Genomic DNA, 21,861 nt, shown 5'->3' on the forward strand with positions numbered 1-21,861 from the left:
CACAGTGTCGCTTGCTACAGTCGCTCCTATGTACATATTTCGATACTCCATGTTCTTCCGAAGGTCTCGTAGAGCAATCGTTTAGACGTAGTATTAAATGGCTGGGATCTCGATCCTTCCAATTATTTTACTACCCTCTATGTTATGAAAGACATATAACATTTGGTTAGAACAGGTACATTCACCACGACTACGAACTAGTTAAACGTGGCGTTTTGACAGATATCAGTATTCGATTCGTATCAGAATCTGATTTCATGTAATTGGCTTTTATTGACATGAAATAAAATAGGAGTTATACATGGGTTGGCTAAGCATCATTCTTGAAGTTCAATAATTAATATTCTTATTCCTACATAATAGCGAAGGTATATTTCAGCGTTCATACTGTTTTCTTTTACATCTATATTACGGATATAACCAGTGAGCAAAGATTCCCTCGGGATCGCTTCCTACTGGAGACAGCCACCAGCCGAATTGAGGTCGATCGAAATATCTCGGATGTGACCAGGAGTTACTGTCTTTTTTATTGTATATAACTGGAGAGTGTATAATCAGATTTTTACCTTGCTGCTACAAGAGAGTAGCTGATGAGTAGACTAGTCCGATACCTGTCGACTGGGTTTTTCGCAGTGATTGTTTCATGTCTAATATTAACCGACGCCAGCAATCCGCTAGTCACAAAATATCATCTTCTCGCACTCGGTCTATTGCTGGGGGGGGTCGGATTCACCGTCTATGGAGCCGAAGTGTATGGTGCCGATGGTCGATTCGTGATCTTGTTGTTCACGTATATCCTGAGTATGCTAGTCCTCCTCGGGGTGGTGTTTCGGCGGATGGGACCAGGGTTCCCACAGCCGGGAAGAGCGGCGAAGTTGACGCTCATCACGTCGTTGTTTTTCTTTTTCATTTTCGTGAGTCCGCGACAGCAACGATACTTACAGCGAGCAGGAATCTTTTTACTGGCGTTCGTCGTGCTGTTCTCGGTCCATCTGTTCTACGTCATGCCGATCGTAGATCCGGCTACGTCCGGCACTGCGGCGTTTTTCATCATCGCTGGGTTCATGACGGGACTGAACCTGTTTGTCATCCCTCGATACGTGCCCCGTAATGCGTTTTTGTGGACGGTGAGTTTCTTTTCAGCCGCTCTCATGCTGCTCGGATTTCTCTCTTACAGCGGGGCATTCTCGTTTTTCGGACTTCCTGTTGCCCCATGGGACAGGACGTTTACGCCGATGTTTGTGGATAGCGAAGTGTATATACTCACGTCGGTGTTCCCTAATCCGAACACACTCGGAGTGGTCGGGTTTGCTGGAACCATCGCATCAGTTTTACTCGTCACTCGTGCATTCCCCCGACGCAAGCAGAACGACCAACAGCAGCAGGTGCACACGGATGGTGGATCAGCCACCGTCTCCACGTTCCCATTCGTCGTATCACTCGGCTTGTCGTTCGTCGCCGGAGCGTTGTTCGTGGTAAACGCGTTCGGAACGTATCTCACTAACAGCCGAGCGAGCTATTTCGCGGTCGGGACGGCCCTCGCGCTGTACAGCGTTTACCTAATATTCGGTCGGCGTGCGCTTCCGTTTGCCGTGGTCGGTCTGATCGGTTCCGTATTCCTGTTCATACTGCTCATGCCGGTGCTCGGTATCAGTTCCACGGGACGGTTCGAACTCTGGGCCGGATCGATCGCAGCTGCCTTTGATGGACCATTGTTGTTCGGTCGCGGACTGGTCGCCGTCGGTGACACCATCGCGCCGTACGTTTCAGGATCTGCGAGCGGCTATAGTCCCCACAACTCCTATCTCTCGATCCTGATCCGGACTGGCGTCATCGGGTTCTCTGCGTATGTTTTCATCGTCGTTGGGAGCCTGTTCAGGGGTGTGTTCCAATCGGCTCGGGTTGACGTGCCCGCACTCGTTCTCGCGTTCGGTTTCGCAACCCACCAGATTTTCGAAGCGTACACGATCTTCCACCATACGCTTCCCGCAGTGCTCGCGTCGCTTTCGGCTGGTTATCTCATCATGAACGGAGCGTGGGTCGACGTGGCCGAAATCGACGAACGGGAAAGGCGTCGACGGAATTCCCGCGGTGCTGGAACCAGCGCGTGGAGTCGACCCGAGTGGGAACGATAGCACGGCCGACCGCTCAATCGTTGGTGTTTGGCCGTGGTTGCCGATGCGAATTGCTGTCGACTGGTCGGTGTTGCCGTCGGTCTTCTCGCGTCACATCGATGTCCAGCACCCCGCTCGTCTCATCGAAAACGACGTGTGAGTGTGGATAAGCCAGTTCCACGTCACTCTCCGCAAGTCGATTCAAGATCTCGTTTAGCACACGGGAACGAATCCTGTACTGTTTGGATGGCTTGGCGATCCAGTAGCGCAGCTGCAACTCTACGCTGTGGGCCCCGAATTCAGTGATATAGCACGTGGGAGCGGCTGGATAGCGCGCGCTCGAAATCCGAATCGCTGGCCCACCGGAAACGATTCCCGATACATCGGTAGCCGCGTCCTCGATGAGCGTTCGGGCGGTGTCGACATCGCTTTCGTAGGTAACGCCGATATCGAGTGCCAACCGCGTGCGGGCGTCCTCTGCGGTGTAGTTGACGACATCCCGCTCACGCATCGAACTGTTCGGGATCACGAGGGTCGTGTTATCGAGAGTGGCGACCTTGGTGTATCGGATCGTGATATCCTGAACGAAGCCGCGTTGCTCCGTATTGACGAGTTCGATCATATCCCCGATCTCGTAGGGTTGATCAGCGAGAATGAACAGTCCGGAGATAAAGCTCTGGACGATCGGCGCGAGCACGACACCAGCTATCGCTGAGAAGACGGTGAGCGGAAGAACGACGATATTCCCACTGATGCTGTACAGGTTGGTGATGGCAAACAGGATCCCGATCCCGAGAATCACCGCCCGGATGGCTCTGAGTATCATTCGCGTGACGCTCGGTCGTTCGAACTGGCTGGACACGTGCGGCTCCACTGACCGAGCAACGTACTTTGCGATGTACCACGCGATGGCAATGACAAGCGCTGTGACGAGCAACCGTGCTACGTCGGTTGGGAGCCACTGATTGAAGAGATTGAACAACTCATCTATGGCTTCCCGAGATTGCTCGACTGCTTGCTCTCTGACTGACGTGTTCACCGGGGTCGACGTGGAAGACGACTCCGGTGTCGCAGTAGCTGTGGTGTTGGTAGTTGTGGTCGTGATGTTCTCGACCTGTGATTGTCGTCGCATCCGCTCCCCGATCCCCATATCCTGGGGCATCTCAGGTGAATGAAAAAGCGTTGCGAACGACGACTGTCCGGTCGCTCACTCCACTCGATCGATATCGCTGTTACCCGCGAGAAGCGTGTACTCCTGAAGTATCGATTCGAATTTATCGCCACCTTCTGTCCGTTTCTCTTCAGCTTCGTACGTAACCCACTGGGTTGTTCTGTCGTGTTGAACGTAGCTGTACATCCGGTACTCCGTCGGGGTTTCCAACACGAAATCGACGATCGCGGTATCGGAAACCTCCTCCGGGATCGATCCCCGTTGGATCTGTCCCTGTGTCACTCCCCAAATGCCGACGACGGTCTCGTCGAGCGGGAGGTGATCGATCGCGTCGATCGGATCGAGATCGGTCTGGATCTCGGATCGTGTCACTGGCCGATCAGGCCATTCCGTTACTGGCCTCGGTGGCATATCCTACATATTTTTTCGAATTGTATTCACTCTTTGCTTTGCACTATAAAACGTGTGGTCGGCGTGTCGTGTAATGTCGTTGCTCCGGTCGTTGTCGCTCGTGGACAGTGCTCGTCGGACGACTTCACGCCGAGATGTCGCAGAGGTCCACGAAGTTCTGGAGGATTCGGAGTCCGGTCGCGCCGCTCTTTTCGGGATGGAACTGCGTTCCAAAGACGGTGCCGTCGTCCGTTGCAACGACGCTCGGAAACGCGCGGCCGTAGTCAGTGCTTGCCACAGCGGCGTGTTCGTCCTCGGGCGCGGCGTAGTAAGAGTGAACAAAGTACGCGTACTGGCCGTCGACGCCCGCGACGATCGGGTGGTCGCGCTCAACGGTTAGTTCGTTCCACCCCATATGGGGAACCGTTTGTTCTCGTTCAAATCGGACGTTTTTTCCGGGGATCAGATCGAGACCGTTCACATCGCCCTCTCCGACCTGTTCGGATTCTTCACTCGCGCTGAGTAGCATCTGCATCCCGAGACAGATGCCGAACAGCGGGATGTCATCGTCAACGGTTTCGGTCAGGGTTTCTCGGAATGGCTTGGCGTTTTCCATTCCCTCACTGAACGCACCCACACCGGGCAACACGATCCCATCGGCGCGCGTGAGGGCGGTCGGATCGTCACTCACTTCGACGTTTGCCCCCACCCGTTGGAGTGCTTGTGTTACACTCCGAAGGTTTCCGAGTCCGTAATCGACAACGACGATGTCCGCCTGGTTCATGGCGTTACTTTGGCAGGCGCGAGTAAGTCCTTTACCGTCTCAGTACTCACTGAGCCGGGACTGTCCGCCCGCGCTGTGACCCACGATCGAGATCGCTTCGTCTAACGCGCCTTCGAAGGCGTCCTGTTGGCTCGAATCGTACAGCGTCGCAGCGGGATGAACGCAGATCACGACGCGTCGTGAGGACCCAGCGATCCGGTGTTCAACGACCGACCCGGCTTCGTTGGTCACCGCGACATCGCGCTCAAGAAGGTGCTGACTCGGTACCTTCCCGAGTGTGACAATCAGTTCAGGATCGATCTGTTCGATCTCCCGGTGTAAATGCACGCGGCAGTTTTCGAGTTCGTTCGCGGTCGGATCGCGGTTATCCGGTGGCCGACAGCGGACGCAGTTGGTGATGCGGACATCGCGCCGTGTGAACCCGCGGTCACGCAGCGCCGCATCGAGGACGTCGCCTGATCGTCCGACGAACGGCTCGCCTCGTTCGTCCTCGTTCGCCCCCGGTCCCTCTCCGACGAACAGTATCGATCCGCTTGTGGTGCCAGTCCCATTGACGATCCGCGATCGAGACTCACACAGTTCGGGACACTGCTCGCAGGCGAGTACGTCGATTCCGTCGGTGCGCTGTTCCATACTCGAATCCCGTCCGACCGTGACTACAAGGTTGTGTTCTCGTCCATGTTCACAGCGTATCAACCGCAGCGGCTGCGGTGTGGGCCACACGAAGCGGCTCTGGACGGCCGCCTTCAGGAGTGAACGCCCGAACGACTCGCTTGGATTCCGCAGTGGTGAGTCCGACAGCGCGAACGAACAACTGCTCACCGTTCACACTGATTCTCTGACGGGACGGTTGGCGTTCGTATCGGCTAAGCCGCTCAGCGAGTGCTCGACCCTCGAACGCGTCTCGGAGTGCGGGCGCTAATCCATCGCTTTCCTCGAACGAAACAGAAATCACCGGACGATCGACGGCAACAGCAATCTCTGGGAGGTCAATGACGTTGTACCACGCCGGGGCAATCCCTGCGAGAAACACGTACTGCACGTCGGGTCGATCGATCCGCTGCCAAAGCTCAGTGATACGCGCAGTGCTGTCGGTTCCCCCCACGGTGATGTGTCCGCACACCATCCCATCGAACACACGATCAGCGCGCACGACAGCACCCACGATTGTGCTTTTGGTGGCCCCGTGAGTGTACGAATCAGCGACACCGAGCGCTCGCGTTCCTGCCTTCACTCTTTCATCTCTTGCAACCGATCTAACAGCTCGTCATTGGAAGTGTCGAACTCGAACGAGACGCTTCCCTCGTGGGAGTCCCCTGACGTAACGGTTTCATCTTCGTCAAAATCGGTGTCGATCTCACGATTCTCCTGTTCGGATTCATCGTAACTCCCAAAGCCCATACACGCTTTTCTAGGGAACAGCCGTTGAAAAGCGTTGTCCGAGTTTGGAATAATATAGTGTGGACAATATTCCCTTCGATTTCACGTCCGTCAGAGCGCTCGCTAACCGTCTAATCCGCAGGCCGGCAGGATGGTGAAGCAGGCTGAAGTGTGCGCACCACCATCGACCGGTATGGACGTACACAACGTCACGGCAGGGCTCGAGGCGTTCACCTGTAACGCGTATCTCGTCACTGGTGGGGCAACGACGCTCGTCGACGCTGGAGCAGTCGATGGCGTCGTTGACGCGATCAACGAGCGGACGGACACCGTTGACAGGGTTGTTCTCACGCATCAACACGGTGACCACGTCGGGGCGCTCGACACCGTAATGGACGCCTTCCAACCCGACTGTTATGCGTATGCCGACCAATCACACCGGACACACGCCATCGAAGACGGGGACGCCATCGAGATCGGTGAGGAAACGTTCGAGGTAGTGCACACGCCGGGTCACGCTGATGATCACGTCTCATTGGTGGGTGAAACCACGATTTTCACCGGCGATGTGGTGGTTCACGACGATGGGGCGTTCGACGATGGCAGCTTCGGACGAACGGATATGCCCGGCCAGTCGCGCGATCGCCTCATTGAGAGCATTGAGACGCTTCTCGACCGGCTTCCAGAACAGGATAACGCCGACGCGGACGGTATCACTCACATGTACTCGGGACACGGCGGCCCGTTCCATGGCGATGTCCGCACTGTCATCAAACGGGCGCTCGAACGGGCACGTCGGCGCGAACCAAAATATCCGGAGTGAGGGCACTTACTATGGTGGTCCGTCCGGATAGAAAACGAACAGATCACTCGGTGATCACCCTGAGATCGATCCCATCTGGATCGGAAACCTCGACGCCGTCCTCTGTGGTGGTGAAGCGTCGGCCGCTCGCGTCCAAGCGCGACTGCACCGTGTCGAGCGTGTGCTGGTCGGGCACCACGATCTCGAACCGATCCAACCCCCGGCCCGTGTGTGGTTCCGTCCGTTCGTTCCACGTGTTGAGACCGATGTGGTGGTGGTAGTCGCCCGCAGCGACGAACAGCGCCGACTCACCGAACTGATCCCGGACACGGAAACCGAGATCATCGACGTAAAACGCCCGTGCAGCAGCGAGCGAGGAGTTTTCGAGATGCACGTGGCCGACGGTCGTACCGGAGGGAACCGTCGGCTCCTGAGAGTGCTCTGGCAACGATTCGATGTCCAACGGGCGCGTCTCCATACCCACAGAGCCGTCCGCCGGAGTCGGCCACGCGTCGCGCGGTCGATCACAGTACACTTCTACCCCGTTTCCCGCCGGATCGGTGGCGTACAACGCCTCGCTGACGAGATGATCGGACGCCCCGTCCAGTTGCCACCGGTCGTGATCACGAATCCGGCCGAGTGCGGCGGCCAACGCCGTCCGTGACGGCACGCGAAACGCAACGTGGAACAGTCCCGTTTCCGTTCGGCTCCGCGGTGGGACATCCGGAGCGGCGACCACCACTACCAACGGGTCGGTTCCCGTTCCCAAAACCGCGCGACCGTCGTCGTGCTGGTGGGTTGTGAGACCAATCACCGTCTCGTAGTACTCGACCGTTTGATCGAGATCACCGACGCGAAGGAACACTCGACCGATGTGCGTAGAGCGTGGGAGTGTCGCCTGGTTCGACATGTGGACAGTCCTGTCTCAGTGTTCCAGAATGAAAAGCGTAACAGCCACGGTTTAAACCCGGACGGGAGACGTTTTCCACGGTCCGTACGACCCTGCTGGTCGCCCAGATTCACGAATCCCGTTTGCACGAGATCCGCTACGTTGGTCTTCGCTCCCATCCGCTCTCACGGATGGGTACTGGACCGCTTCGATTCTCCTTCGAGGCGTTCACCTCGTTCTCCTGTTATGGAGCCTTCGGTTTTGTCTCTCATCCGACCAAGTTCCGTACGAACCGGATCGGATCATCCGGCGTGTCCCCGTGACTCCTACATCTTGATTCTAGTTAGCAATGAGCATAAGAATTGTCGTTGCAAGAGAAACGTCTCCGTCTCAGCGGCGGTACGGCGGGCACAGCCCCCCTAGCTCACATGAAGTCTCCGAGCGTAGAGGGCTTGTTATGATCATTCTCGAAGATGCTTTCGAGCTGTCGTTTGAGGATTTCGAGTCGTTGTTTGGTGTACTCCCGGCAGTCGAACTCCTCTGCAACGCGGATTGCGGTGTCGAGATACTTATTGACCGATCCTTCATGAACAGTAAGATTCACGCGGCCACCACACTCCCGACACTCCCCGGAAAGTGGCACCCGTCGGTATTTCCTGTTACAGTCCAAACACCGGGTCTCTTGGCGGGCAAACGCCCGAAGATTGCCGATGAGATCCGGGAGGAAGTGATATTCGATGATGCGCTCTGCAACGTCGGTCTCGTCGACCGCCCGGAGCTTTCGGGCGAGGGCCAACTGAGCGTCCATCTTTTCCAGCATCGATCCGAGGGTCTTGTATGCGGAGAGATCCGGTCCGGCGGCGAGATCTGAGGTGTCGTGTGTGTGGTCGAACCCGGAATACTGGTCGTCGGTTCCAAGCGTGTCCTCTGCGATCGTGATGTCGACTTCGTCGGGATCAGCCATCTCTCGGGTCGCTTCGTAGAACTCGACGGGATAGGACGAAACGATGTCGACGTTGTGGGCTTCGTCGTCGATCTCGGTCGGATCGATCCGCGAGGACATCACTAGCGGTGCGTCCATGGAGTTGTGGGCGTACAGCCAGTTTGCGGTGAAGATCGGTTCACCGCCCACTTGGAGATCGTACAGATAACCGCTGTAGTTGACGCGTTCGATGTCGGTCACTTTGAGATACGAGAGGTCACCGTCGACGAGCGGGCGGAGTCGTTCGAGACGAGTCTCGGCCGCAGTCGACAGCTCACGCCGAGTGAGCGTGTCGACGATTTCCCGGAGTTTCGTCGCGGGGATCGTGTCTCGACGCGCGTACTTCCGTGGGATGAGTTGCCCCCCGTTTTGAACCATCTCCCGGAGTTCGAGTAAGGCGTCCGGAACGGGGACCACGAGACTCTCTTCGGATCCGTCGCTATCGGCCTGGGGTTCCCGAGTCGCGGAAAGGGTGTACGCTGGCTCGCCCGTCTGATGGGTGGTGATGTTCGCGACCAACCCGAGCCGGTGGAGCAGAAACACCAGTCCGTCTTTGACCGACTCGCTGTGTGCATGGAGATCGATCCGAGAACGAGCGGTGGTTTCATTCCCGCTGCGACCACCGGTCATGTATCCGCGAAGGAACGACTGCACGATCTGGCGTTCACCCCGGAGAACGCAGTCCGGAACGGCGAACGCCTCGTTGTCGGCGTCGGTGTCCGTAACGCCGAGGTGGTCGAGTACGTCGTTGAACACGGCCGGGAATCGAACGTGCTCGGTGTCGTGTTCGGTCTCGACAGCGGGTTCACAGCCGAGTGTTCCTGTTGCGATCGTCAGCACCCGGTCAAGGACAGCCGCTTCCGTGACCGAAAGCGTCGGTCGCTTCCCCTGGGAACCGTCAGCGATGAGCAGTCCGAGTAGCCATGCGACTTCTTCATCAACAGGGATGTACCGGTTGAGACCGCTCGATGAATCCTTACGTCCGATCTCCATGACATTTGGTACAGACTGAGAGCTGTGCGATGAGCTGCCGGCTACCACTCTGAACGGAAGCGTCTCTCGTCCCGTGGACTGATCTCCGTCGTCCGGGTCGTTGATGAAGACGTGCGGGGTATCCAGACAGTCGGTAACGTCGATCGTGGTTTCCGTCTCGTCGACCGCGAGTCGACGGGGTGCGAGGATCAGATCACCAGCGTCGAGTTCTGCTCCGGCAATGGTCTCGATGCCCTCGTCGTACCGGAAGAGACTGTGGTTGTCCGTGATCGTCACCGAGCGTCCGAACTGGGTTTTGACCTGAAGCAGTTGTTCATCCTCGACACGGTACCGGATGGCCTTCTCGATCGGCTGCGGTGTTGTCTCGTGGTGTTCGTCAAAGGCGTACGTCGTCCATCCCTCCCCGAGACAGCTCTTTTTCTCGAACTTTCCGTCGTACTCGATCGGACAGTCTAGCTCCGTCCACAACTCCTCGATCGGAAGCGTCTGAAGTTCCCCTGCCGGGTCGAAGGCGGTGAGACGGGTATCCGCCGTCACGCTTCCGCCGCGTTTGTCGGGCAGATACAGCTTGCTGAAGTTCAACAAGCCATCCATCAACAACATCACACAATCTTCGTCGCCATCGCAATTTCTGCGCTTTGCAGCGTGGAAATACGGGTGCGCATACCCGACGGCGGCGTCGGTGAATCCGACGACACGGCCGACGACCGCCGCGGAGGTGTGCGGTGCCATCCCGAACACCAGCTCACCCACCAGTTCGTCGCGGTCGTCAACGTCATAGAACGGCTCCATCCCGTAGTAGCGTTCAAGGAGGTCGTCCACGAAATCCGCCGTTTTGAGCATGTGCTCGGCCGCACCACTGGAGAGGACGATGTCTTGGACCCGCAGCTCGACCAGTTGGTCGTCGTGGCGGAGCGCCGCTCCGTCGATGTCGGTTTCGTATCCCAGCTCGCGGAACTGTTCGACGGTAACGTCCAACTCGGCCGGTCTGACGGCCGTCACCGGGAGATCCGTCATATCGTACCGGATCGTTCCGTCTTTGAACGCCGAAACGTCGTGTTTCGCGCGCAGGACCCCTTTCTCCATCGGTTCGGGAACCTTCTGCTCAGAGGTGAGTCCTTTCACCCCTTTGAGGATCTCGAAGGCGTGTTCCCGCTCTCCAACGGCCGACAGCGCCTCGTGATACGCCTCATTGAGATCAACCGTCCGGTTCTCGACAGGCGTGGCAAGCTCCTCACACCGGGGACACTCCGCTCGACCGGATTCGTCAGGCTCGACACGGATATCACAATCACGACAGACGTACACTGGTTCAGTGACCCCGCCACAGTCCGGACAGCGGGCCGTAAACGTCGTCGTTCCACAGTCGACACACTCTCGGCGTGCGATCGTCAGCTCAACTTCGCCAGCAGTCGATCGCATCGACTCCGTGTGCGCAGCCGCCTGTGCGACGTCCCGCTGGCTGCCACCGGACTCACCGATCGGGAACAGCGTGTGAACCGCCGGACTCAGCTCGCGCTTTTCGGATTTCTCCGGGCGACCCATCCGGTTGCCGACGCGGGTCGGGGCGCGTTCTCGAACCGAGAACGGTGCGACCTCGTTTACCGCCTTGATGGCGTTGCTCCCGGCGCTTTCGCCCCACGATCGGGCGGTCTCGGACAGATCGTTTAGCGACCACTCCCGTTCGAGATCAGGGGTTAGCCCAAGCGAGTGGATGAGCGCGCTCGCGTCGGGAATCGTGATTTCCTCGTCCGTCGTGTGTTCGACGAGCAGCGTTTCGAGCGCGGTTCGGGTGGACTCGGTTCGGGGAACGACCAGCGTGTCATCGGTCTCAGACACCCGTCCCGCCGAAACGGCGTCGGCCAACTCGTCGAACTGCCCAACGGTGAGATCGTGCCACAAGTACGTGTATTCGGGATGGAGCGGAACCTCGTCGGTTGCCCACGCCAACGCGCGTGTCACCGGGGGAGCAGCGAGATCCACGTGTGGATCATCCCGCAGTGCCTGTACGTCCCCTCCAGCCCGCTCGAACTCCTGCACCCACCATTCGACGGTGTACGACGCCGGAGCAAGCGGATGGTTGTTCTCGACGAATTCCCCGTAGTTGACGAGATACTCCCCGAGATCGAGGATGGCTTCGACCCCGTTCCGAATCTCTTTGGCCTCCTCGGGATCGTCGATGCGGCGCACTTCGCCGTTTGCCAGCCGAACCGTCGGCCCCTCGATCGTGTCGACAGGGACGACGCCGGCCGCCTTTCCAGGGCGCTCCGTTTTGATCTGCGTGCCGGTTGCGAGGAAATCATCGACCAGATGCATCGTCGCAGGATGGACGCCAGCGGTTGCAAAGCCGTGGTTGCGCGCCCGTCCGTACCGCAACCGGAAGCCGCCGGTTCGAGAGGGATGGGAAAAGACGGGCCGACCGGCGATGAGATCTCGGAGGAACTTCGTCGTTTGCTCTGCTCGCGGGGGACCCGATTCCGAGGCGGATGCGTCTTCAACGGCCGACGTTTGGCTGTCGGCGTCACCGTCGGTGTCGGTCTCAGTGTCGGTGTCGGAACCGTCGTCAGAATCAGTGCCGATCGTCCCCTCGATCAGATCATCGAGCCACGGCCATTCGAGTTCTGCAAGCTGTCCGGTGTACCGCTTTATTTTTGGGGCCTTCTGGGCGATTCCCTCTCCAAGTACGAGACACATCCCTCCCCGAGGGTTGTTCGTATCAACGCGTTCCAAATCGCGGGTGGCAGACACCTCCGTTTCGCCTGTCGCCTCGCCGTCGAGCATGATCGGACAGTGCTCAGCGATGAACGTCGTCTCCTTGTCTTTCGGTGAGTACTGTAGCCCGGTTTCGTTGTCGTACAGACCCAACTCCTCGGCGTAGCGTTCGACTTCCTCCTCACGAGGCTTGTATCGATCTAATCCGAGCAGCGTCCGGGCGTAGTCCGCGACGAGCACGGACAGCGCTTGAGCGGTCCCGCCAGCGGATCGGATCGGACCGGCGTAGAACACCCGAACGAACCGGGAGCCGTCGTCGTTTTCGAGCACTTCCACACGGTCGATCCCCTCGATGGGTGCCGCCACGACGCCCTCGGTAAGCAGCGCGACGGCAGTACGGACCGCACCTTCGATCTTTCCGGCCGTGGTTTCGTAGTCACCAACCCGTTCCTCAGCGAAATCTTCGGCCAGTGCTAACGCGGCCTCCTCACGGCTCATCTCCCCTTCGAGTTCTCGAACCCGCTGTGCGACCCCCTCGATACCGAGGATGTTCTCCACGCGGTCGGCCATGTCTTTGGCCACCGGAATCTCCACCTCGGTACTCGGATCGCCACCGCGTTCTTTGGCCGAGCGGGCGACCGAAAACGCCTCGTCCAATCGGGCTTCGATCTGCTCGAAATAGCGCTCCTCAGCGCTCACAGCTCCCAGAGATCTAGATCCGTCGTCTCATCGCGCTGGCGAACCAACTCGGTGTCGAACTCCCGGACGTACAGCTCGCCCGCGTACGTCGTCGCCCAGTCGAGGTGTCCTGCAACTGTCCGGCCCTCGTTATCGGAAAGTGTCATGTGGGTATGGGCGAACGACTCGCCGTCAAGTTTCGAAATGTTTCCGACGCACGCGGTCACTTCCAGTGGCTCCTCGAACGTGATCGGGCGGTACTCTTGGGCGTCGTGGTCGTAAAACAGTAGCTCCGCGTCTTGTACAGCACCTAGTCCATAGAAGAACGCCGCGTCGATCCCGCGTTCGTCCGCGAACGTCTCGATCTGATCGCGCCAGTCCACACCGTGGTCCAGACGAGCGACGAACTCACGGCTGCTTTCGACAGTCCGATAGTCCATACACGGACCCCACGAACGATGTCGGCAAAAAGGTTCCCGAACGATATGAGCCGCAGATCGGACGGGTCGAACCCATCAGCGCCAGTCTTCCATTGTTGCCGCTTCTGCGGTCGGCATCTTCAGCCAGGCTCCGTCCCGAGAAACGTCGGCAATGATGAGCTGGTCGGAGTCGACAGCCACCATCACCTCATGATCGACGCGTGTCTCCGACGCCGGGGCCGTATCTGGCACCATATCCGGCATTTGTTTCCACATCGATATAAACGTGACGAAACTGAGAACGAGTGATTATACAATAGGAATAATATATATGTAGAGAGATGGTTGGTGGCGACGTACAGCGGGCCACCCGAGTGGCATGAGTGTCGAAATCTATGCGTGAGTGAAACAGCGATTTCACTTATACTGGGATATTAGAGGTGTGATTTATTAATGATGAGATGTGTATATGTGTCCCACAAACAGTGGTATATCCACCGTACTAGCCCCGAATGCCGGAGAATTACTCACGGAGCGTGTGTCTGGGTTTCGATATGATGGCGGACGTATAACGGCAAATTTATCACCAAGGATCATTGAAGAGGTGATGGAATGACAGACAGTGCCGGACTCTCACGACGGGGGTTCCTCCAGGCGACGGCTGGTACAGCTGCCGCGATGTCGCTGGCAGGTTGTATTGGCGGTGACGGCGGAGACGACGGAGGCGATGGCAGTGGCTCCAAAAAACCGCAAAAGGGCGGACGGTTGAACTTCATCAACTCCACGATGGGTGGGTTCGATCCGGTCGCCAGCGACGGGACTGCCTCCGGACGGATCATCACACAGGTGTTCGATCCACTCGTCCACTACCCCCACGGGACGGTCGAGGCCGAGTCGTTGCTCGCGAAGAACTACGAGACCAACAACGACAAGACGGTGTACACATTTACGCTCAAAGAGGCCACGTTCCACAACGGCAATCCGGTGACGGCGAAGGACGTGGTGTACTCCTTTGAGCGGGTCGCTGGCTCGCCCCATTCGGTTCGGGCGGATTTCATCCTCAGTTCGATCGGCGTTACCCACGAAACCGATTCGGACGGCAACTACGAACCAGGATCGTTGGGCGTGAAAGCGGTCGACGAGAAAACAGTGGAGGTAACGCTCGAACAGCCGTTCCACTCCACGCTCGAAGTGCTGGCCTACGCCGCGTTCGCGATCGTTCCCGAGGGGGTCGTCGGCTCCCTGGAGGAAGAAGGCACATCGGAGAAACCGTCTAAGAAGTACACCAAATTCGCTGAGACGAATCCGATCGGTGCCGGCCCGTTCAAGTTCGACCACTGGAACAAACAGGAAGAAGCCGAAGTCGTTCGGTATGAAGACTACCACGGCCAGACCGCCTACGTCGATGGCGTCCACTGGGCAGTCATCGAGGACGATTCGGCCAAACTCAACTACGCGATGGAGGGCAACGCCGACATCTTCGAGATGCCCACGGCGGAGTACGATCCCGGTGGCGTTTCGGTCGACAACACCGACGACAAGAAACGCGAAACGGGAACGTACAAACACACCAATGGCGAGGAATTCGACTACCTGAAAGTACCCGAGGTCGCCACGCGCTACATCGCGTTCAACACGTCGAACGTGCCCAAACCCGTCCGCCAAGCAATCGCGTACATCTTCAACACCGAAACGTACGTGAAGCAGGTGCTTAAGAACCGCCAGACGCCGACATACCACCTCACTCCGTCGCTCATCTATCCCGGCGGACCAGACGCTGCGGACAAACACGCCAAGAAGAACTACCCCTACAGTCCCGGCAAAAACGACGCCGAGAGTGCGAAAAAGGTGATGGAGAAGGCGGGATACGGTGAGAACAACCGCTACCAGCTGAACTTCACCCATTACCAAGATAAGGCGTTCGCAAGCCTCGCGAAGAATCTCCAACAGCGCACCGGACAGGCGTACATCGATCTGTCGGCACAAGCGGCCGACTTCCAGACGCTCCAACAGCGCGGAGAGAACGGAACGAACGAGTTGTACTCGCTGGGGTGGATCGCTGACTGGCCCCGGCCGGATAACTTCCTGAAACTGCTGTACCCGCCGAACACCCACACCGGCGATCCGGCAGCGTACACGTATCTTAACTGGGGCCGTGACTCATCGACCAAGGCCTCCAAAAAGGCGAAAAGCGCCTTCGAGAAGGTCCAGAACAACCTCGGCCCGAGCGACGCAGCACGGAAAACGCGGGAAAAAGCGTACATCCAGATGGAAGAAGCCAATTGGGAGGACGCGGTACTCATTCCGACCAACGCCATCGCCACCGAATACTTCAGCTACCAGAAAGTTCATATTCAGAACAAGTTTGGTGGGATGGGTGTTTCACGGAGCATGTACAACACGATTTGGAAAGAACAGAAGTAATCGGACGAGAACAGTCGCTTTTCGCTGTGTCAGCGATCATCCAAAGGAAAGAGATATTTGCCTCAAACAGAAACGCAAAGTATGTCATCAATGTATCAATACAGAACGAGCGGTGAGCGACCGTGAGCCGGTGGCAGTATTTCCTCCGGCGGGTGGTGCTCGCCGTGCCAGTGGTGTTTTTCGCCATGTCGCTCGTGTTCCTCGTGATCCGGGCGGGACCGAGGGATCCGGTCGCGGCGGCGCTCGGACAGAACCAGAATCCGGAGATTGCCCACCGGATGCGGGTCCAGATGGGTATCATCAACCCCGACGGGACGCCAGTACCGCTGTGGGAACAGTACATCGACTTTATGACCGATCTTGTGACGTTGAGTCTCGGTCAGACGTGGGTGATCAATCGGGGCGCGTCGGTACTTGATCTGATCATCGCCCGCGCACCAATCACGATCTGGCTCGGTTTTTGGTCGGTGTTGATCGCACTGCTCATCGGGATCCCCTTGGGATTTTACGCGGGATTGCGACCGAACACGTTCCCTGATTATTTCGCCTCGTTCGGCGGAATCGTCTGGCGCGCGATGCCGAATTTCTGGCTCGCCATCATCCTTTCGAGTGTTCTCGTCAGTTCAGAGGGGTTGACCGAGGACCTGATCGGCGTTCCGCTCTCTTGGAGTGATTTCCTCATCGAGACAGACGTGATCGGGACAGCGAGTCTTGCGAACTTGGGCGATCCAGTCTCACTGATCGCCGCGGTCAAGTGGATTTTGCCGCCCGCGATCGTGTTGGGTTCGGCCTCGATGGGCAACGAGATGCGGATCGGTCGGACCGCTGTACTCGAAACCATCAACTCCGCTTACGTCGAAACCGCCCGCGCCAAGGGACTAGGTCGTCGAGTGATCGTCTGGAAGCACGTGTTCCGCAACGCGTTGATCCCATTGGTGCCCGTCATTTCGAGCGAGGCGTTCGTGCTGATCGGGGGATCGGTGCTCGTGGAAACCGTCTTTGCGATCAATGGGCTGGGGAAGCTCACGTTCGATGCGGTCAAACAGGGCGATCTCGCGCTCGCGGGTGGGCTGTTGTTCGTCTTCGCCATCTTCCTCCAGATCGTGAACATCGTCCAAGATCTGTTGTATACGCTGATCGATCCACGAATCGGGTATGATCAATCATGAGTGAAACTGCTACTACGGAACTGCCGTTCAGAGAGCGACTCCGAGAGAATCCTCGTCCAGCGCTGCTCTGGGTGGGTGTATTAGGTGTACTGCTCGCGCTCGAAATCGGAGCGATCACTTCGGTGGCCGTCACGGTCGTATCAGGATTAGCTGGTGCTGTCGCCAGTGCTGCCGCCGCGGTGCTGGGTGGGCCAGTAGTGCCCTCAATCGGTGGGGCTATCGACGGTGCGCTCACGAGTGCGGCCCACGTGGCCGATGGATTGCCATCGCTGTTGTCCCGTGATGTGATCCCGAACCAAGGGTATCAAACGCCGGACGGCACGTGGCACGGGACGTTCCTCGGACTCGAACCCAAATACGCGTGGTTGCTCCGACTCGTGCTCGTGTACGCCTACATGTTCGCCTTCCTGTGGTGGTGTTGGCGGGGCTACCGCGTTTACGTCCGCCACTATCGGTTTGCGGACTGGACGCCCCGAGACGACATGGTCGACCGGCTTCGCACCCACCGATGGGGCCAGTTCGGGTTCGTCGTAGTGTTGCTGTTCGTCGGCATGGCGTTGTTCGCGCCGGCAATCAGCCCGACTTCTGCCGACCAGAACATCTACCATACGAGTCAGTACGACGTTCAATACTACGACGCCGACACCGAGAGCGTCGAAACGATAGCAGTGCTCGATGCGAACCTCGATAGCGCTTCCCGAGGAGCAGGGACGACCAACATCGGTCCGTGGCAGTACGACCAGTACGACCGGTTCCATCCCTTTGGCACGATGTCCAATCCTGGGCAGGATCTCTTTACCTTCATGGCGTACGGCGCTCGGATCTCGCTCGCCATCGGTCTCATCGCCATCGGTGTGAGCGTCGTGTTGGCCGGCGGCTTTTCGATGCTCACCGCCTACTACAAGGGATTGGTCGATCTGTCGGTGGTGTTTGTCAGCGACTCGATCCAGTCGCTGCCGGGGATCTTGCTGTTGCTCCTCGTCGTGGCGGTGTTTCAGAGTCACTGGCTCTGGGAGATCTACAACGGCGGGCTGTTGCTCGCGCTCGCCTTCGGCGTGGTGTACTGGCCGGGGCTGTGGCGAGCGGTCCGTGGTCCGGCGCTTCAGGTGGCCGAACAGGAATGGGTCGACGCCGCAAAGAGCTACGGACAGCGATCGGTAACGACGATGCGAAAGCACATGTTGCCGTATCTCCTGAGCTACCTCCTGATCTACGGCTCGATGTCGCTCGGCGGCGTCATCATCGGTATAGCGGGACTGTCGTTTTTGGGTCTTGGTATTGATCCACCGACGCCGGAGTGGGGACGAGCCATCAATACGGGACAGGACTACGTTACGACCCCTGCGTGGCACATCTCACTTATTCCCGGCATCCTCATCGTGATCGTTGTCACGGGATTCAACGCGCTGGGTGACGGCATCCGAGACGCGATGGATCCTGAAAGCGAGGGTGAAGACGCGGGTGCCGGTGCGACCGCTAGTGGTGGGGGTGCATAACCATGAGTATGCATTCACATTCACCGGCGTCGGTCGACCGGACTGATGACGCGCTGTTGACCGTCGAGAACCTCCAGACATCGTTTTTCACGGACAAGGAGACGATCCGAGCGGTTGACTCGATCAGCTTCGAGATCGATCGGGGCGAGACCGTCGGAATCGTCGGTGAGTCTGGGTCTGGAAAGAGCGTGACGGCCCGGTCGATCATGGGTTTGATCGACGCTCCCGGTCGTGTGGTCGGCGGCAGCGTCCGGTTCAACGACGCTGAGACCGTCGAGCGCCTCGCACGGCAGTATCCTGACCGGACGATCGACGTAGACGAGCTTCGCACTGAACACGATGTCGCGGACTGTATCGAGCAGTTGCTCGAACAGGGGGTTTCCCCCGCGAAACTCACCGACGGCGAGCAGGATCGATCCGATGTCGATCCCGTCGAACTCGCGCGCGAAGACATCGTTACGATGCGCGATCTCGTCGAACGTCGGTTCACCGACGAACTCGGAATCACTGAGAAGAGCGCGTTCGTCGTGCGCGATACCGACGGCGGATACGTCGATGCGACGCACGCCTCCGAAGACGCGTTCCGGAAGCTTCGGGGACGGGGGATCTCAATGATCTTCCAGGATCCGCTCACGTCGCTGAATCCGGTGTACACCGTCGGCAACCAGATCAAAGAGGCGATCCGTCTTCATCAGGGATTGCAGGGCACCGAAGCCCACGAGGAAGCTATCAGACTTCTCGAAGCCGTCTCGATCCCTGACGCACACCGCCGTGTCGATGAGTATCCACACGAGTTCTCGGGCGGGATGCGCCAGCGTGCAGTCATCGCCATGGCGTTGGCGTGCAAACCCGAGTTGCTTATTTGCGACGAACCGACCACGGCGTTGGACGTGACGATTCAGGCCCAGATCCTCGAACTCCTAATGGAGATCCAAGACGACCGTGACCTAGCGATCATGTTCATTACCCACGATATGGGTGTGATCGCGGAGATCGCTGACCAAGTGAACGTGATGTATGCGGGCGAACTCGTGGAAAAAGCGCCTGTCGGGGCGCTGTTCGACGCGCCGAAACACCCCTACACCCAGGGGCTGCTTGAGTCGATTCCGGGGCGTCATCCCGAAGAAGACCGACTCAGAACCATCGAGGGCGATGTGCCGACACCAAACGAACAGCCGACGTACTGTCGGTTCGCACCCCGGTGTCCTGAGGCGTTCGACGCCTGTGAGGTGGTTCATCCCGAGAACGTCGGTGTGGGCGATGCGGAACACACCGCTGCGTGTCTGCTTTATCCCGAGGAACTACCCACAGACGAAGCGCTCGAACAGCACCGGTCACTCGGAGCGACCGACGGAGGTGATCAACGATGAGCGAGGAGCTACTCACCGAATCACGACAGACGACGGCCGAGCCGCTCGTTGAGGTCAACGGATTGAAGACGTACTACGACACCGGCGGGATGCTCGGTTCCCAGCCTGTCAAGGCCGTTGACGGCGTCGACTTCTCGATCGCGCGCGGCGAGACACTCGGATTGGTTGGCGAATCGGGCTGTGGAAAGACGACGCTCGGACGGACGCTCGTTCAGCTCGAAACCGCCACTGATGGAGAAGTGTTGTTCGATGGGCGTGATGTGACAACCCTTTCCGGGTCGGAGCTGAAGAAGTGGCGGCGCAACGCCCAGATCGTCTTTCAGGACCCTGAATCTAGCCTCAACAGCCGGATGACTGTGGGAGAGATCATCCGCGAACCGCTCGATGTCCACGGCTGGCCCAACTTCACTGTCGCTGTCGACGATCCACAGGACCGATCCGTGAGTCTTTCTGGCGACGGCACGCTCACAGACGACGACCAGGCCGATATCACCGTCGCTGTCGGAGACGATGATCAGACCGTAGCGGTACGGGAGGGGATTCCGATGGACGAGTCCGCTGTGAAGGTATCGACCACCGAACGCGGATCATCCGTGACGGTGTCGCTGTCGGTCGGCGTCTCTAAATCCCGCCTTCGTCGTGCACGCGTCCGAGAGCTGTTGAAGACGGTGGGACTCCAGGAAGAACACTACTACCGGTATCCACACCAGTTTTCCGGTGGACAACGACAACGCGTCGGTATCGCTCGCTCACTCGCGCTCGAACCGGAGTTCGTCGTTCTCGACGAACCAGTGAGCGCGCTTGATGTCTCAGTTCAGGCAAAGGTACTGAATCTACTCGAAGATCTCCAAGAACAGTTCGGGCTGACGTATCTGTTCATCGCTCACGACCTTTCCGTCGTCCGCCACATCTGTGATCGGGTCGCCGTGATGTATCTCGGTCACATCATGGAGATTGGAGAGACAGAAGAGCTATTCCAGAACCCGAAAAACCCCTACACCTACTCGTTGCTGTCGGCAATTCCGGACCCAGATCCCGAGACGACCCGCGAGCGCGTCACACTCCGGGGAACGCCACCCAGTCCTCGAAATCCGCCATCGGGCTGTCCGTTCAGCACGCGGTGTCCAGTAAAGATCCGGCCGACAGAGTACAGGGATATCGACGAACAGACCTGGGAAGGAATCGAACTTTTGGGCGACATCCTCCGAAACCGCGAGCAGCAGAGCGTCGGGGTTCGTGAGCGTGCAAAGCGGCTCTTGGGGTTGGAGACGGGCTTCGATGACATCGTGGATGTCGTCGAAGAGGTGTTCATGCCTGAGACCGTCGAGACGGAGCAATCGGCTGCTGAGAGATCGATGGCCGACGACGAACGACTCGAAGCCGCGTTGTCCGACGTGCCAGCCACTGTCAAAACCCACATCGAGACGGCCGTCGAACTCATCGAAGCCGGCGACGAATCACAGGCACACCAGCTGTTGACAGACGAATTCGGCTCGGTTTGTGAACACGAATCTCCAGAACACCACCCTGTGAGCGACACGGGCCGCGCGAGCTACTGTCACCGTCACCGATCAGAGTACGACGAGCCAGAGCCGGTGTTCGACAGCCATCTGGATCACGACTGATGAACCGAGAGCCGTCGATCCGCGTTCAACAGGCGGTGGATGCGTTCGTGTACGCCGTTGCCGTCACGACGATCGCCCTCGTGAGCGCAGTCATCGTCAGCTTCGCGCTCGGCGGCGGGTGGGTGGGTGTGAAGTTCATCCTGTTTCTCATCGGAATCGGACTGTTCGGAGTCGGTACGTTCGCTCTCCGACCGACCCCACCGTGGCGAGACCACTCCCGCCTCCCCACACCCGACCGATCAGTGCTGCAGTCGAGGCTGCAACGACTTCCGCCGCTCGATGCGTACGGATTGACTGCTGACGAACGGTTCCCGACCGGAGCGAAGCTGCTGCTGTCGAGTGTCTTTATTCTCGCGCTTTCGTTCGTACTCGAAACTGTGTTCGGCGTTGCACGGTGACGAACCGAAGCGAACGTTGACCGTTCCGTTCTGTGCTGGACATGTATTATGGGAAGTACATAGAA

Annotated in this window: 18 protein-coding genes; 8 read left to right on the plus strand and 10 right to left on the minus strand. The window is 58.3% G+C overall.

Going from position 1 to position 21,861, the window contains the following annotated elements:
* Nucleotides 1–803 precede the first annotated feature (803 nt).
* Nucleotides 804–2,135, plus strand: a complete 1,332-nt coding sequence (locus EIK79_RS13410) for an O-antigen ligase family protein (RefSeq protein WP_185715639.1) — start codon at nucleotides 804–806, stop codon at nucleotides 2,133–2,135.
* A gap of 13 nt (nucleotides 2,136–2,148) precedes the next feature.
* Here EIK79_RS13410 and EIK79_RS13415 read toward each other — a convergent pair whose 3' ends face one another.
* The 6 genes from EIK79_RS13415 to EIK79_RS13440 form a co-directional block, all read right to left on the minus strand.
* On the minus strand, nucleotides 2,149–3,264 hold the full coding sequence (locus EIK79_RS13415; RefSeq protein WP_233738162.1) for a mechanosensitive ion channel family protein: 1,116 nt from the start codon (nucleotides 3,262–3,264) through the stop codon (nucleotides 2,149–2,151).
* Nucleotides 3,265–3,321: 57 nt separating this feature from the next.
* Nucleotides 3,322–3,696 carry a hypothetical protein gene (locus EIK79_RS13420; protein ID WP_124955621.1) on the minus strand — a complete coding sequence of 125 codons (375 nt, stop codon included), beginning with the start codon at nucleotides 3,694–3,696 and terminating at the stop codon, nucleotides 3,322–3,324.
* A gap of 124 nt (nucleotides 3,697–3,820) precedes the next feature.
* Nucleotides 3,821–4,459: an imidazole glycerol phosphate synthase subunit HisH gene (gene hisH / locus EIK79_RS13425; protein WP_124955622.1), complete on the minus strand. Its 639-nt coding sequence runs from the start codon at nucleotides 4,457–4,459 to the stop codon at nucleotides 3,821–3,823.
* A 39-nt stretch (nucleotides 4,460–4,498) separates the two neighbouring features.
* Nucleotides 4,499–5,092: a uracil-DNA glycosylase gene (locus tag EIK79_RS13430; protein WP_124955623.1), complete on the minus strand. Its 594-nt coding sequence runs from the start codon at nucleotides 5,090–5,092 to the stop codon at nucleotides 4,499–4,501.
* 49 nt (nucleotides 5,093–5,141) lie between these two features.
* The gene (locus EIK79_RS13435; protein WP_124955624.1) at nucleotides 5,142–5,693 is read right to left on the minus strand and encodes an endonuclease dU; all 552 of its coding nucleotides are present in this window, start codon (nucleotides 5,691–5,693) and stop codon (nucleotides 5,142–5,144) included.
* Nucleotides 5,690–5,860, minus strand: a complete 171-nt coding sequence (locus EIK79_RS13440; RefSeq protein WP_124955625.1) for a DUF5786 family protein — start codon at nucleotides 5,858–5,860, stop codon at nucleotides 5,690–5,692. The genes EIK79_RS13435 and EIK79_RS13440 overlap by 4 nt, the downstream gene beginning before the upstream one ends.
* 172 nt (nucleotides 5,861–6,032) lie before the next feature.
* On the opposite strand from EIK79_RS13440, the gene EIK79_RS13445 reads away from it, so the two are divergent.
* Entirely contained in the window at nucleotides 6,033–6,662 is a 630-nt protein-coding gene (locus EIK79_RS13445; protein WP_124955626.1) for an MBL fold metallo-hydrolase, read from the plus strand.
* Between the two features lie 43 nt (nucleotides 6,663–6,705).
* On the opposite strand, the gene EIK79_RS13450 is transcribed toward EIK79_RS13445, so the two are convergent.
* The 4 genes from EIK79_RS13450 to EIK79_RS18170 all read right to left on the minus strand — a co-directional run bounded on the left by EIK79_RS13450 (nucleotide 6,706) and on the right by EIK79_RS18170 (nucleotide 13,569).
* Nucleotides 6,706–7,551, minus strand: a complete 846-nt coding sequence (locus EIK79_RS13450; RefSeq protein ID WP_124955627.1) for a VOC family protein — start codon at nucleotides 7,549–7,551, stop codon at nucleotides 6,706–6,708.
* A gap of 403 nt (nucleotides 7,552–7,954) precedes the next feature.
* On the minus strand, nucleotides 7,955–12,916 hold the full coding sequence (locus tag EIK79_RS13455) for a DNA polymerase II large subunit (RefSeq protein WP_124955628.1): 4,962 nt from the start codon (nucleotides 12,914–12,916) through the stop codon (nucleotides 7,955–7,957).
* Nucleotides 12,913–13,335 carry a PPC domain-containing DNA-binding protein gene (locus tag EIK79_RS13460; protein ID WP_124955629.1) on the minus strand — a complete coding sequence of 141 codons (423 nt, stop codon included), beginning with the start codon at nucleotides 13,333–13,335 and terminating at the stop codon, nucleotides 12,913–12,915. The genes EIK79_RS13455 and EIK79_RS13460 overlap by 4 nt, the downstream gene beginning before the upstream one ends.
* A gap of 75 nt (nucleotides 13,336–13,410) precedes the next feature.
* A complete protein-coding gene (locus EIK79_RS18170; RefSeq protein ID WP_185715640.1) occupies nucleotides 13,411–13,569 on the minus strand; it encodes a DUF7556 family protein in 159 nt (52 codons plus the stop codon).
* Between the two features lie 357 nt (nucleotides 13,570–13,926).
* On the opposite strand from EIK79_RS18170, the gene EIK79_RS13465 reads away from it, so the two are divergent.
* The 6 genes from EIK79_RS13465 to EIK79_RS13490 all read left to right on the plus strand — a co-directional run bounded on the left by EIK79_RS13465 (nucleotide 13,927) and on the right by EIK79_RS13490 (nucleotide 21,796).
* Complete coding sequence (locus tag EIK79_RS13465) at nucleotides 13,927–15,738, plus strand: ABC transporter substrate-binding protein (RefSeq protein ID WP_124955630.1); 1,812 nt, start codon at nucleotides 13,927–13,929, stop codon at nucleotides 15,736–15,738.
* Nucleotides 15,739–15,860: 122 nt separating this feature from the next.
* The gene (locus EIK79_RS13470; RefSeq protein WP_124955631.1) at nucleotides 15,861–16,907 is read left to right on the plus strand and encodes an ABC transporter permease; all 1,047 of its coding nucleotides are present in this window, start codon (nucleotides 15,861–15,863) and stop codon (nucleotides 16,905–16,907) included.
* Nucleotides 16,904–18,403 (plus strand): ABC transporter permease, encoded by a 1,500-nt coding sequence (locus EIK79_RS13475; RefSeq protein WP_124955632.1) that lies wholly within the window; start codon nucleotides 16,904–16,906, stop codon nucleotides 18,401–18,403. The genes EIK79_RS13470 and EIK79_RS13475 overlap by 4 nt, the downstream gene beginning before the upstream one ends.
* A gap of 2 nt (nucleotides 18,404–18,405) precedes the next feature.
* Nucleotides 18,406–19,773, plus strand: coding sequence for an oligopeptide/dipeptide ABC transporter ATP-binding protein (locus EIK79_RS13480; protein ID WP_124955633.1), 1,368 nt, complete (start codon nucleotides 18,406–18,408; stop codon nucleotides 19,771–19,773).
* Complete coding sequence (locus EIK79_RS13485; RefSeq protein WP_124955634.1) at nucleotides 19,770–21,398, plus strand: ABC transporter ATP-binding protein; 1,629 nt, start codon at nucleotides 19,770–19,772, stop codon at nucleotides 21,396–21,398. Before EIK79_RS13480 ends, EIK79_RS13485 begins: the two co-directional genes overlap by 4 nt.
* Nucleotides 21,398–21,796 (plus strand): DUF7555 family protein, encoded by a 399-nt coding sequence (locus EIK79_RS13490; protein ID WP_124955635.1) that lies wholly within the window; start codon nucleotides 21,398–21,400, stop codon nucleotides 21,794–21,796. The genes EIK79_RS13485 and EIK79_RS13490 overlap by 1 nt, the downstream gene beginning before the upstream one ends.
* The last annotated feature ends 65 nt before the right edge of the window (nucleotides 21,797–21,861 follow it).

It is taken from the genome of Halocatena pleomorpha (genome assembly GCF_003862495.1).
Taxonomy (GTDB): Archaea; Halobacteriota; Halobacteria; order Halobacteriales; family Haloarculaceae; genus Halocatena; species Halocatena pleomorpha.